The following is a 13594-nucleotide window of genomic DNA, read 5'->3' as shown; positions in this document are numbered from 1 at the left end:
GTCGTGCTCGTCGGGTCAGGCGTTGCGCAGCGAGCGCAGCACGTACTGCATGATCCCGCCGTTGCGGTAGTAATTCGCCTCACCGGGGGTGTCGATGCGGACGCGGGCGTCGAACTCGATCGCCTCCGACCCCGGGGAACTGGCCGTCACCTTCACCGTGCGCGGCGTCGTGCCGTCGTTGAGCGCGGTGACCCCGGTGATCGTGAACTCCTCGTCGCCGGTCAGGCCGAGCGACTCGCGGTTCTGGCCCTCGGGGTACTGCAGCGGCAGCACGCCCATGCCGATGAGGTTCGAGCGGTGGATGCGCTCGTAGCTCTCGGCCATGACGGCCTTGACGCCCAGCAGCGCCGTGCCCTTCGCGGCCCAGTCGCGCGAGGAGCCCGAGCCGTACTCCTTGCCGGCCAGCACCACCAGCGGGATGCCCGCGTCGATGTACGCGCGCGAGGCGTCGTAGATGGTCGTGGTCTCACCGGTCAGGTGGTTCTTGGTGACCCCGCCCTCGGTGCCGGGCACCAGCTGGTTGCGCAGCCGGATGTTGGCGAAGGTGCCGCGGATCATGACCTCGTGGTTCCCGCGGCGGGAGCCGTAGGAGTTGAAGTCGCGCCGCTCGATGCCGTGCTCGGAGAGGTACTTCCCGGCGGGGGAGTCGGCCTTGATCGAGCCGGCGGGCGAGATGTGGTCGGTGGTCACCGAGTCGCCCAGCACCGCCAGGGTGCGGGCGCCGGTGATGTCCTCGACCGGGGCCGGCTCGTCGGCCATGCCCTCGAAGTACGGGGGCTTGCGCACGTAGGTGCTCTCGGCGTCCCAGTCGAACGTGTCGCCCTCGGGCGTGGGCAGCGAGCGCCACTGCTCGTCACCGGCGAAGACGTCGGCGTAGTCCTCGGTGAACATCTCCGAGGTGATCGAGGAGTCGATGACCGACTGCACCTCGTGCGGCGAGGGCCAGATGTCGTGCAGGAAGACGTCGTTGCCCTCCGCGTCCTGGCCCAGCGGCTCGGTGGCGAGGTCGACGTCCATGGACCCGGCCAGGGCGTAGGCGATGACCAGCGGCGGGGACGCCAGATAGTTCATCTTGATGTCGGGGTTGATGCGGCCCTCGAAGTTGCGGTTGCCCGAGAGCACCGACACCACGGCCAGGTCGGCCTCGTTCACCGCGTCGCTGACCGGGCCCGGCAGCGGGCCCGAGTTGCCGATGCAGGTCACGCAGCCGTAGCCGACCAGGTAGAAGCCGAGCTTCTCCAGGTAGGGCGTGAGTTGGGCCTTCTCGTAGTAGTCCATGACGACCTTGGACCCCGGCGCCAGCGTGGTCTTCACCCACGGCTTGCTGGTGAGCCCGCGCTCGACGGCGTTCTTGGCCAGCAGCGCCGCCCCGATCATCACCGAGGGGTTCGAGGTGTTGGTGCACGAGGTGATCGAGGCGATCGTGACGTGCCCGTGGTCGACGTAGGTCTCGGTGCCGTCCTCGAGCACGACCTTGGTCGGCTTGGAGGCCCGCCCGGGCACCTTGTCGGGGACGACGGTGTGCGGCTTGCCGGCGTCGCCGTTGGACCCGGTGGAGGGGGAGACCGGGTCGGAGGCCGGGAAGGTCTCCTCGACGGCCTCGTCGACCTTCGAGCCCTCGGCGGCGGCCGAGTCGGGGTCGGCGTCGTCGTCGCCGGCGTAGTCGGGCAGCGCGGCCCGGAACGCGGCCTTGGCGTCGGTGAGCTGCACGCGGTCCTGCGGGCGCTTGGGGCCGGCGATCGAGGGCACGATCGTGCCGAGGTCGAGCTCGAGGTACTCGGAGAACGCGGGCTCGGCGGCGGTGTCGTGCCAGAGGCCCTGCTCCTTGGCGTAGGCCTCGACCAGGGCGACCTGCTCGGCCGAGCGGCCGGTCAGCTGCAGGTAGCGGATGGTCTCGCCGTCGATCGGGAAGATCGCGGCGGTGGAGCCGAACTCGGGGCTCATGTTGCCGATGGTGGCGCGGTTGGCCAGCGGGACCTCGGCGACCCCGGCGCCGTAGAACTCGACGAACTTGCCGACCACGCCGTGCTTGCGCAGCATCTCGGTGATCGTGAGCACCAGGTCGGTCGCGGTCGCGCCGTCGGGCAGCTGCCCGGTGAGCTTGAAGCCGACCACCCGGGGGATGAGCATGGACACCGGCTGGCCGAGCATGGCGGCCTCGGCCTCGATGCCGCCCACGCCCCAGCCCAGCACGCCCAGGCCGTTGACCATGGTGGTGTGCGAGTCGGTGCCGACGCAGGTGTCGGGGTAGGCGAGCACGCGGTCGCCCTCGGGCCGGGGGAAGACCACGCGGGCCAGGTGCTCGATGTTGACCTGGTGCACGATGCCGGTGCCCGGGGGGACGACCTTGAAGTCGTCGAACGCGCCCTGGCCCCAGCGGAGGAACTGGTAGCGCTCGCCGTTGCGCTGGTACTCGATCTCGACGTTGCGCTCGAAGGACTCGGGGGTGCCGAAGACGTCGGAGATGACGGAGTGGTCGATGACCAGCTCGGCCGGGGCGAGCGGGTTGATCTTCGCCGGGTCGCCGCCGAGGTCGGCCATGGCCTCGCGCATGGTGGCCAGGTCGACGATGCAGGGCACGCCGGTGAAGTCCTGCATGACCACGCGGGCCGGGGTGAACTGGATCTCCTGGTCGGGCTCGGCGGAGGGGTCCCAGTTCGCGACCGCCCGGATGTGGTCGGCGGTGATGTCCGCGCCGTCCTCGGTGCGCAGCAGGTTCTCCAGGAGGACCTTGAGGCTGAAGGGAAGCTTCGCCGAGCCCTCCACCGCGTCGAGCCGGAAGATGTCGTACTCGGTGCCGTCGACGTCGAGCGTCGCCCGTGCCCCGAAGCTGTCCTTGCTGGCTACCACTGTTGCCGCCTCACCCTCGCTGGTTCCGCTCTCGTTGCCACCGGCCATCATCCCAGCCCCCGCCGCCACGTGCGGCCTTAGGCAACCCTTCCTGGGGTCGGGTGGCCCAGGTCACGACACGTGCCGGGAACGGTGCGCAGAACGCCCCACGAACGGACGGCGACGCCCTACGGTCTCGCCCGTGACGACGACGGCGCTCCCGGTCCCCGCGGTTGCCGCCCCCGTCACCGTCCCGTCGGGCGGCGTCCCCGCCGGCGTTCCCGTCGGCGTCCCCGGTCCCGTCGGGGCGCACGACCGGGGGCGGGGGCTGCGGGCCGGGCTGTCGACGCTGCACGCGGCGGCCCTCGCGGCGCTCTGCGTGGTGAACGGGGTGCCCACCGACCGGCTCAGCGTCCTGCTCTGGGTGCTGGCCGGCCTGGCCTGCCGCTGCGCGGGGCGCGGCTGGCGCTCGGGGGTGCGCCTGCTGGCCGACTGGGTGCCGCTGGGCGCGGTGCTGCTGCTCTACGACGCCAGCCGGGGCATCGCCAACACGCTGGGCGCGCCCGTCCACGTCACCGAGCCGGCCGCGGCCGACGCCTGGCTGTTCGGCGCGGTGCCGACCGTGTGGTTGCAGCACCACCTCGTCGCACCGGGTTGGCTGACCGTGCTGGTCACCCTCGTCTACAGCTCGCACTTCGTGGTCACCCCGGTGGTGCTCGCCGTCCTGTGGGTGCGGGACCGGGCCCGCTGGGGTCGCATCGCCCGCTTGGTGGTGGCCCTCTCGCTGGCCGGGTTGGCCACCTACGTCCTGTACCCGGCGGCCCCGCCCTGGCTGGCCGCGCGGGAGGGCGTCGTCGGCGAGGTGCACCGGCTCAGCGGCGACGGCTGGGCCGTGCTGGGGCTGCCCCGGGCCGGGGCCCTGCTGCACGCCGGCCAGGGCCAGGTGAACCCGGTCGCCGCCGTCCCGTCGCTGCACACCGCCTTCGCCGTCCTGGTGTGCCTGTTCGCCCTGCGGGTGGTCCGGCGGCGCTGGCAGCGCGCCCTGCTGGTGGCCTACGCGGTGGCCATGCCGCTGGCCCTGGTCTGGTCCGGGGAGCACTACGTCGTCGACACCGTGCTCGGCGCGGTCTACGCGGCGGTGTTCTGCCGGGTGGCGCCGCGGGCGGAGCGGGTCGCGCGGCGGCTGCGGCGGCGGCTGCGACGGCGGCTGTCGGGGCACGGCGCTAGCGTGACGTCGACCACCCTCCGCGGCTGACCCCGGTCGGCCCCGACCCCCCGGAGCCGGCATGCGCGTGCCCCTGACCACCCGCGACTTCATCGACCGCGCCGAGCTGGTCTACGGCGACCGGGTCGGCGTCGTCGACGAACCCGTCCAGCCGGCTCCCTCGCTGGGCGAGGTGACCTACCGCGAGGTGGCCCGGCGCGGCCGGGCGCTGGCCGCCGGGCTCGACCGGCTGGGGGTGGGCGTGGGCGAGCGGGTGGCCGTGGTCAGCCACAACTCGGCCCGGTTGCTGGAGATGCTGCTGTCGGTGCCGTCGTTCGGGCGGGTCTGCGTGCCGGTGAACTTCCGGCTCGCGGCCGAGGAGGTCCGCTACATCGTCGAGCACTCCGGTGCCTCGGTGCTCATGGTCGACCCCGAGCTGGACGGGGCCCTGGCCGGGGTGACCGCGCCGCACCGGTTCGTGCTGGGGGAGGAGTACGAGCAGCTGCTGGACGTCGACACCGCTCCCCGCGAGTGGGCCGACCCCGACGAGGACGCCACCGCCACGATCAACTACACGTCGGGGACGACGGCCCGGCCCAAGGGTGTGCAGATCACCCACCGCAACATCTGGATCAACGCCGTTACCTTCGGGCTGCACATGCAGCTGTCCGACCGCGACGCCTACCTGCACACGCTGCCCATGTTCCACTGCAACGGCTGGGGGCTGCTGTACGCCGCGGCGGGCCTGGGGGTGAAGCAGGTCGCGCTGCGCAAGGTCGACGGGCCCGAGATCCTGCGCCGGGTCGACCAGCACGGGCTGACCTTCGCCGCCGGGGCGCCGGCGGTCTGGAACGCGACGCTCGAGGCCGCCGCCGACCTCGACGGGCCGGTGCCCGGGCGGGACCGCATGCGCATCGTCGTGGCCGGCGCCCCGCCGCCCTCGCGCACCATCGCCCGGGTCGAGGCCGAGCTGGGCTGGGAGTTCAACCAGATCTACGGCCTCACCGAGACCTCCCCGCTGCTCACGGTGAACCGGTCACGGTCCGAGGACGACGGCCTCGACCCGCTCGACCGGGCCAAGAACCTCTCGCGCGCCGGGGTCCCGGCGCTGGGCACGCGCATCCGGGTCAGCGAGTCCGGCGAGGTGCTGGCGCGGGGCAACACCGTGCTGGCCGGCTACTGGGACAACCCGGAGGCCACCGACGAGGCGCTGGCGGGCGGGTGGTTCCACACCGGCGACGGGGGGACGGTCGACGAGGGTGGCTACGTCACCATCTCCGACCGCAAGAAGGACGTCATCATCACCGGCGGCGAGAACGTCTCCTCCATCGAGGTGGAGGATGCCGTGTTCAGCCACCCCGCGGTCGCCGAGGTCGCCGTCATCGGCGTGCCCGACGAGAAGTGGGGCGAGCGGGTGACCGCGCTCGTCGTCCTCGCCGAGGGGCAGACGGTGACCGAGGCCGAGCTCGTCGCCCACTGCCGCACCCGGCTGGCCGGCTACAAGCTGCCGAAGAAGGTCGAGTTCCGCGAGGCCATCCCGCGCACCGCCACGGGCAAGATCCAGAAGTTCAAGCTCCGGCAGGACTTCTGGGAGGGCCAGGAGCGCCAGGTCAACTGACCGGGGTCGGGGCCGGCCCCCCCCCGGGGCCGTTGAGCCCCGCGGGTGCCGGCCCGGGCCGGTTCCCCTAGCGTCGGGGGCACCTCGGAGCCAACGAGTCCCCACCCGGCGGTCGGTCGCCGGGCTGCCCGCTGGGAGCGCTCCGTGAGCCTGCTGACGCCGTCCACGATCATCACCCGGCCGTCGAACGTGCCGGCCCCGCGGCGGGGTGACCGGCTCCTGGCGCTGCTGCGCACCACCGACCACAAGACGATCGGCCTGATGTACCTGGCCACCGCGCTGGGCTTCTTCCTGCTGGCCGGGCTGATGGCGATGCTCATGCGGGGGGAGCTGGCCCGGCCCGGGCTGCAGTTCCTGTCCAACGAGCAGTACAACCAGCTGTTCACCCTGCACGGGACGATCATGCTGCTGCTGTTCGCCACCCCCACCTTCATCGGGTTCGCGAACCTGGTCGTGCCGCTGCACCTCGGGGCACCCGACGTGGCCTTCCCCCGGCTGAACGCCTTCTCCTACTGGCTGTTCCTCTTCGGCGGGCTCATCGTGGTCTCGGGGTTCGTGACCCCGGGCGGCGCGGCGGACTTCGGCTGGACGGCCTACACCCCGCTGTCGGACGTGGCCAACTCCCCGGGTGCCGGGGCCGACATGTGGGTCGCCGGGCTGGTCGTCAGCGGACTGGGCACCATCCTCGGCTCGGTCAACTTCATCGCCACGATCATCTGCCTGCGGGCACCGGGGATGACCATGTTCCGGATGTCGATCTTCACCTGGTCGACCCTGGTGACCGCCATCCTCGTCCTGCTGGCCTTCCCCGTCCTCACCGCCGCACTGCTGGCGCTGCTGGCCGACCGGCACCTGGGCGCGCAGGTGTTCACCGCCGCCAACGGTGGCCCGATGCTCTGGCAGCACCTGTTCTGGTTCTTCGGCCACCCCGAGGTCTACATCGTGGCGCTGCCGTTCTTCAGCATCGTCAGCGAGGTGATCCCGGTCTTCGCCCGCAAACCGTTGTTCGGCTACAAGGGCATGGTGTTCGCGCTGATCGCGATCACCGCCCTGTCGTTGACCGTCTGGGCGCACCACATGTTCGCCACCGGCGCCGTCCTGCTGCCGTTCTTCGCGTTCCTCTCCTACCTGATCGCGGTGCCCACCGGGATCAAGTTCTTCAACTGGATCGGCACCATGTGGCGCGGTCAGCTGACCTTCGAGACGCCGATGCTGTTCTCCGTCGGGTTCCTGGTGACCTTCCTGCTGGGCGGGCTCACCGGCGTCCTGCTGGCCTCGCCGCCGCTGGACTGGCACGTGCACGACAGCTACTTCGTCGTGGCCCACTTCCACTACGTGCTGTTCGGCACCATCGTGTTCGCGGCCTTCGCGGGGCTGTACTTCTGGTTCCCGAAGATGTGCGGCCGGATGATGGACGAGCGGCTCGGGAAGGTGCACTTCTGGCTGACCTTCGTCGGGTTCCACACGACGTTCCTGGTCATGCACTGGCTGGGGGCCGAGGGCATGCCGCGCCGCTACGCCGACTACCTGCCCTCCGACGGGTTCACCGTGCTGCACACCGTCAGCACGGTCGGGTCCTTCGTCCTCGGCGCGTCGATGATCCCGCTGCTGTACAACCTCGCTATGTCCTGGCGGCACGGCCAGCTCGCCGTCGTCGACGACCCGTGGGGGCACGGCAACTCCCTGGAGTGGGCCACCACCAGCCCCCCGCCGCGGCACAACTTCACCCAGGTCCCGCGGATCCGGTCCAACCGTCCGGCCTTCGACCTGCACTACCCGCACCTGCGGGAACGGCTGGACGCCGAGGCGCACGCCGGTCGCGACCAGCCCTACGCCAGCGAGGCCATGACCGGCACCGGGACCCGCCAGGGCCGCAGCGACCCCGACCCCACCTGACCTCCCTCCATCGGGTGGGACCGGTCAAGTCGCCACCCACCTGCGACGACTCCCTCTGCGGCGCCACCGCGCGGTGGTGCTCCGTGGTCGAACGCGCACCGCGGTCCCGGGGACGTGCCACGGGCCGCCGCGGGCGCAGGGGAGTTGTCAACCGGTGCGCAGCACGAACGCCAGCAAGGTCCGGAGCCGGGTCGCCGTCCGCACGGGGGGTCTGCTGCTGGCTGCGGCGCTCGCCGCCGGGATCGCGCCGGGGACGGCGCAGGCCGCGCCGCAGAACCCCACCGACAGCCAGCTCGCCGGCGCCGCCTCGGCCCGTGACCAGGCCGCCGCGGCGGTCGGCGCGATCACCGCCCAGCTGGCGGCGGCGCAGTCCTCGGCCGACGCCGCGCACCAGCAGGCCCAGATCGCGCTGCAGGACTACGAGGACAAGAAGGCCGTCGCCGCGCAGGCCCAGGCCGACTCCGATGCCGCCGTCGCGGCCTCCGACGCGGCCGTGGTGGCGCGCGCCCAGGGGCAGGACGCCGTCGACGACTTCGCCCGCAGCAGCTACATGGACGGGTCCACCAGCCCCGGTTTCACCTCGTTGCTCACCTCCGGCAGCCCGACCGAGTTCCTCGAGCGGGCGGCGCTGCTCGAGGCGGCCGGCTCGGACCGCTCCGACGTGCTCGACCAGCTGACCGTGCTGCAGGGGCAGGCCGAGCAGGCCCGCACCGAGGCGGCCACCGCCCTCACCGAGGCCACCACGCTGCAGGCCGAGGCCGAGCAGTCGCTGGCCGCCGCGCAGAGCCAGGAGTCCGCTGCCCGGGCGCAGGCCGAGGCGTTGTCGGCGCAGACCGCCGACCTGCAGGCCCAGCTGACCGCGGCGCAGCAGACCCTCTACGGGATGCAGGGTGCCCGGCAGGTCGCCGAGCAGCAGGCCGCCGCGGCACGGGCCGCAGCGACCGCCGTCGCGACCCGTCCGACCACCCAGGTCGTGACGTCGACGCCGTCGACGAGTCGCCCCTCGACGGGTTCCACGGGATCGACGGGGTCGACCGGGTCGACGGGTTCGGGCGGCTCGACGGGGTCCACCGGCTCGACCGGCTCGACCGGCTCGACCGGCGTTGCCGGGGCGCCCTCGGCCTCGACCGCCCAGCGGGCCATCAGCGCGGCCCGCACGCAGCTGGGCATCTGGTACTCCTGGGGCGGCGGGGGCGCCAACGGGCCCAGCAACGGCATCGGCGAGGACGCCGGCGTGTGGGGCTTCGACTGCTCCGGCCTGACCGAGTACGCCTACGCCCAGGCCGGCATCCGCATCGGCGGCACCAGCCGGGCCCAGTGGTGGAACTTCCGCGACCGCCAGGTCAGCTCGACCTCCCTCGAGCCGGGCGACCTGGTGTTCTGGGGCAACAACCGCTCCGACTACACCTCGATCTTCCACGTCGCGATCTACATCGGCGGCAACCAGATGATCGAGGCACCCACCAGTGGGCAGCAGGTCACGGTCAGCACCATGCGCTTCGGTTCCACCTACTTCGGGGCCGTGCGTCCCAGCGCCTGACGACGAGCGCCTGACGACGAGAGGGCCGGGACCGCCGCAGCGGTACCGCCCCACAAGCACCGCGGGGGGGGGGCCCACACCGGGGGGCCGGTCCCGCTGCGGCGGTCCGGGCCCTCTCGCACGTCGGGCGTCGGGCAGCCACGGGGGGAGCTGCCCGACGCGTGGTCCACGGTAGCAGCAGCGGGGGTCACCGGGACAGCGCCAGCAGTCGCCGACCGGGCCGGTGTAGGACACTGGACGACGGGTCGTCCAGTCCGACACCAGCCCCGCCGCCTCGACCAGGGAGCCACGTGACCAGCGCTGCCAGCAGCTCGCCCGCACCGACCCAGCAGCACGTCCCCCCGGCCACCGACGCCGCCCTGCTCGAGCGGGTGCTCTTCGAGGTCAAGCGGGTGATCGTCGGCCAGGAGCGGCTCGTCGAGCGGATGCTGGTCGGCCTGCTCGCCCGGGGCCACGTGCTGCTCGAAGGCGTGCCCGGGGTGGCGAAGACCCTCGCGGTGGAGACCCTGGCGACCGCAGTCGGGGGGTCGTTCGCCCGCCTGCAGTTCACCCCCGACCTGGTGCCGGCCGACATCATCGGCACCCGGATCTACAAGGCCGGCCGCGACTCGTTCGACACCGAGCTGGGTCCGGTGTTCGCCAACTTCGTGCTCACCGACGAGATCAACCGGGCCCCGGCCAAGGTGCAGTCGGCGCTGCTGGAGGTCATGGCCGAGCGCCAGGTGTCCATCGGTGGCGTCACCCACCCGCTGCCCGACCCCTTCCTGGTGCTGGCCACACAGAACCCGATCGAGAGCGAGGGCGTCTACCAGCTGCCCGAGGCCCAGCGCGACCGCTTCCTCATGAAGGTGCTGGTGGACTACCCCAGCCCCGAGGAGGAGCGGGAGATCGTCTACCGCATGGGTGCGTACCCCCCGCAGGCCGAGACCGTGCTCGGCGGCGACGACCTGCGCCGGCTGCAGCGGACGGCGTCCGGCGTCTTCGTGCACCACGCACTGGTCGACTACGTCGTCCGGCTGGTGGTGGCCACCCGGGCCCCGCGCGAGCACGGCATGGCCGACGTGGCGAACTGGGTGACCTACGGCGCCAGCCCCCGCGCCACGCTGGGCCTGGTGTCGGCCAGCCGGGCCCTGGCGCTGGTGCGCGGGCGCGACTACGTGCTGCCGCAGGACGTCCTGGACATCACCGCCGACGTGCTGCGGCACCGGTTGGTGCTGTCCTACGACGCGCTGGCCGACGGGGTGCCGGCCGACCACGTGGTCAAGCGGATCGTGCAGAGCGTGCCGCTGCCGCAGGTGTCCCCGCGGCAGCGGGCCGGCGGCTTCGGGCCGGCCTCGCCGGGGGGCCCGCAGGTCCCGCAGGGCCCGTGGGGGATGCAGGCGCCGCAGGGGCCGCAGGGGCAGCAGCCGCAGGGCCCGCAGTCGGCGTGACGGGGCCCCGCGCCGTACCGCCGCCCACCCGGTTCGGGGCCGGCGGGGACGCCGACGTCCTGCTGCGCCGTCTGGAGCTGACGGTGCGGCGGCGGCTGGACGGGTTGCTGCAGGGCGACCACCTGGGGCTGGTGCCCGGGTCGGGCACCGAGGCCGGGGACTCCCGGCCCTACCACCCCGGCGACGACGTCCGGCGCATGGACTGGTTCGTCACCGCGCGCACGCAGACCCCCTACGTCCGCGAGACCATCGCCGACCGCGAGCTCGAGACGTGGGTGGTGCTCGACCTCTCGGCGTCGCTGGACTTCGGCACGGCCGACTGCGAGAAGCGTGACCTGGCCATCGCCGGCCTGGCCGCCGTCGGGCACCTCACGGTGCGCGACGGCAACCGCCTGGGCGCGGTCGTGACCACCGGCGAGCGGGTCGACCGCTACCCGGCGCTGCCCGGGCGGCTGGCCGCCGACCGCATGCTGCGCCAGGTGGTGGCCACGCCACGGGCCGAGGGCGGACGGCGGGGTGACCTGGCGGCGGCGCTGGACTCGCTGCGCCGTCCACCCCGCCGGCGCGGTCTGGTGTGCGTCGTCTCGGACTTCCTGGGCGACGCCGACTGGGAGGCGCCGTTGCGCGCGCTGTCGGTGCGCCACGAGCTGCTGGCCGTCGAGGTGGTCGACCCGCGCGAGCTCGAGCTGGCCGACGTCGGGCTGCTCACCGTGGTCGACCCCGAGAGCGGGCAGACCCTGGAGGTGCCCACGGGGGACGACGAGGTGCGCCGGCGGTTCGCCGCGGGTGCCGCCGCCCAGCGGGAGCAGATCGCCCGCGCGCTGCGCCGGGTCGGGGCCGGCCACCTGCGGCTGCGCACCGACCGCGACTGGGTGGCCGACGTCGTGCGGTTCGTCGCCGACCGCCGCCGGGCCGGGGGTGCGGTCGGATGAGCTTCCAGGCCCCGTGGTGGCTGCTCGGCCTGCTCGCCGTCGTGGCGCTGGTCGGCCTCTACGTCCTGCTGCAGCGCCGTCGGCAGAAGTACGCCGCCCGGTTCACCAACGTGGCACTGCTGGGTTCGCTGGTGCCCAGGCGGCCGGGGTGGCGCCGGCACCTCGCCTTCGGCCTGGTGGCGCTCGCGCTGGGGGCGTTCGTGCTGTCGCTGGCCCAGCCCTCCACCGAGGTCCGGGTGCCGCGCGAGCGGGCCACGATCGTGCTGGCGCTCGACGTCTCGCTGTCGATGCAGGCCACCGACGTCGAGCCCAGCCGGTTCGAGGCGATGAAGACCGCGGCCAAGGAGTTCGTGGAGATCCTGCCGCCACGGATCAACCTGGGGCTGGTGTCGTTCTCCGGCCGGGCGACCACCCTCGTGCCGCCCACCGTCGACCGCCAGCAGGTCAGCACCGCCATCGACAACCTGCAGCTCGACGAGGCCACCGCCATCGGCGACGCCATCCTCACCTCGTTGACGGCGATCCAGAACTTCACCTCGACCCTCTCCGACGCTGGGGAGACCCCGCCGCCGGCGCGGGTGGTCCTGCTGTCCGACGGGTTCAGCACGCAGGGCAGCGAGCCGGAGGAGGCGGTGCAGTCGGCGATCGCCGCCGAGGTGCCGGTCTCCACCATCGCCTTCGGCACCGACTTCGGCAGCGTCGAGATCCAGGGTCAGCAGCAGCCGGTGCCGGTGGACCGGGCCACCCTGGAGCAGATCGCCGACGAGACCGGCGGCAGCTACTCCGAGGCGGCCAGTGCCTCGGAGCTGGAGCAGGTCTACGCCGACCTGGGCAGCCAGATCGGCTACACCACCGAGCCGCAGGACATCAGCCCGTGGTTCGTCCGCGGCGGGGTGCTCGTCGCCTTCCTGGGGGTCGTGCTGTCCCTGCTCTGGACCAACCGGTTGCTGTAGCCACCGCCCGTCCCGCAGCGTCGATCAGGGGGGTGCACGAAGGTCCGTCCCCCGCCACGAGATCTGGTGGCGGGGGACGGACCCCGGTGGGGTAGGACGTCAGCGGGCGGGGTCGAGGACCAGCTTCCCGGTGCTGCGGCGCGCGCGGAGGTCCTGGTGCGCCTCGCGGACGGCGGTCATCGGGTAGCGGCCACCGATCACCGGGCGCAGGTCACCGGCGGCGGTGAGCGCGAGCAGGTCGGTCATGGCCTCGTCGAGCATCTGCGGCCGGGCGGTGCAGTGCGCCAGCCAGAACCCGACGACGGCGCGGCTGGTGCCCATGAGCGACGCCGGGGCCACCGCGGAGGCCGCCTGCCGCGAGGCCATGCCGTAGGCGGCGATGCGGCCGAACGGGGCGAGTGCGGACAGGGCGCCGTCGAACACGCCGCCACCGGTCATCTCCAGGACGACGTCCACCCGCTGGCCGCCGTTGGCCTCGCGCAGCGCGGCGGTGAAGGCCTTGGGGTCGTCGTCGGCGAGGGCTGGGTCGACGGTGGCGTCGGCGCCGAGCTCCTCGGCCAGCGCCCGCTTCTCGGGGGAGGACGCCGTGGCGATGACCCGCCCGGCGCCCCAGCGCTTGGCCAGCTGCACCGCCAGGGTGCCCACGCCACCTGCGCCGGCCATCACCACGACCGATTCGCCCGCGACGAGGTGGGTGGAGGTGCGCAGCAGGTGCCAGGCGGTGGTGCCCTGCAGGACGAGCGACAGCGCCTGCTCGTCGGTGACGCCCTCGGGCACCGGCCAGGTCATGCGGGGGTCGGTGGCCACGGTGTCGGCGTAGCCCCCGCCCCCGAGCAGCAGGCCGACGACGCGCTCGCCGCCGTCGACCGGGGTGCCGACGAACTCGGCGCCCGGGATGAGCGGCAGTTCCTGGCGGGCGAGGTAGGAGTCCTCGACCTGGTGGGTGTCTGCGAAGTCAACTCCTGCAGCACTCACCTTGAAGAGCTGCTGAGCCGGGCCGGAGATAGGGTCCGGCAGGTCGATGACGTCGAGAACTTCTGGGCCGCCGAAGCGGGTGATCTGCACGGCACGCATGCAACTGACCCTAGGGGCTGGCATGTAGCTTCAACACAAGCGTTGCGGCACGAAGCACCGAACGACGCACTGCCTCGGAGACCCCGGTAGTCGATCGACGGACGCGCTCGGATGTCGA

General features: G+C 72.8%; 9 protein-coding genes. 7 read left to right on the top strand and 2 right to left on the bottom strand.

The window, feature by feature from the left end:
- Positions 1 to 15: 15 nt before the first annotated feature.
- On the bottom strand, positions 16 to 2850 hold the full coding sequence (locus TEK04_RS06560; RefSeq protein WP_336403521.1) for an aconitate hydratase: 2835 nt from the start codon (positions 2848 to 2850) through the stop codon (positions 16 to 18).
- 181 nt (positions 2851 to 3031) lie between these two features.
- Between TEK04_RS06560 and TEK04_RS06555 the strand changes: the two genes are divergently transcribed.
- From TEK04_RS06555 to TEK04_RS06525, 7 genes are all read left to right on the top strand, one after another.
- Positions 3032 to 4084: a phosphatase PAP2 family protein gene (locus tag TEK04_RS06555; RefSeq protein ID WP_336403520.1), complete on the top strand. Its 1053-nt coding sequence runs from the start codon at positions 3032 to 3034 to the stop codon at positions 4082 to 4084.
- Positions 4085 to 4115: 31 nt separating this feature from the next.
- Complete coding sequence (locus TEK04_RS06550) at positions 4116 to 5651, top strand: AMP-binding protein (RefSeq protein WP_336403519.1); 1536 nt, start codon at positions 4116 to 4118, stop codon at positions 5649 to 5651.
- 144 nt (positions 5652 to 5795) lie between these two features.
- Positions 5796 to 7547: an aa3-type cytochrome oxidase subunit I gene (ctaD, locus tag TEK04_RS06545; RefSeq protein WP_336403518.1), complete on the top strand. Its 1752-nt coding sequence runs from the start codon at positions 5796 to 5798 to the stop codon at positions 7545 to 7547.
- A 154-nt stretch (positions 7548 to 7701) separates the two neighbouring features.
- The gene (locus TEK04_RS06540) at positions 7702 to 9087 is read left to right on the top strand and encodes a C40 family peptidase (protein WP_336403517.1); all 1386 of its coding nucleotides are present in this window, start codon (positions 7702 to 7704) and stop codon (positions 9085 to 9087) included.
- A gap of 290 nt (positions 9088 to 9377) precedes the next feature.
- Positions 9378 to 10517, top strand: coding sequence for an AAA family ATPase (locus tag TEK04_RS06535; protein WP_336403516.1), 1140 nt, complete (start codon positions 9378 to 9380; stop codon positions 10515 to 10517).
- The gene (locus TEK04_RS06530; RefSeq protein ID WP_336403515.1) at positions 10514 to 11449 is read left to right on the top strand and encodes a DUF58 domain-containing protein; all 936 of its coding nucleotides are present in this window, start codon (positions 10514 to 10516) and stop codon (positions 11447 to 11449) included. Before TEK04_RS06535 ends, TEK04_RS06530 begins: the two co-directional genes overlap by 4 nt.
- Positions 11446 to 12402, top strand: coding sequence for a VWA domain-containing protein (locus tag TEK04_RS06525; RefSeq protein WP_336403514.1), 957 nt, complete (start codon positions 11446 to 11448; stop codon positions 12400 to 12402). Before TEK04_RS06530 ends, TEK04_RS06525 begins: the two co-directional genes overlap by 4 nt.
- Before the next feature lie 99 nt (positions 12403 to 12501).
- Here TEK04_RS06525 and TEK04_RS06520 read toward each other — a convergent pair whose 3' ends face one another.
- On the bottom strand, positions 12502 to 13476 hold the full coding sequence (locus TEK04_RS06520; RefSeq protein ID WP_336403513.1) for a quinone oxidoreductase family protein: 975 nt from the start codon (positions 13474 to 13476) through the stop codon (positions 12502 to 12504).
- Positions 13477 to 13594: the final 118 nt, after the last annotated feature.

It is taken from the genome of Klenkia sesuvii (assembly GCF_037083825.1).
In the GTDB taxonomy this organism is placed as follows: Bacteria; Actinomycetota; Actinomycetes; order Mycobacteriales; family Geodermatophilaceae; genus Klenkia; species Klenkia sesuvii.
Note: the sequence above shows the minus strand (reverse complement) of the source record. Positions and strands in the feature narration are given on the sequence as shown.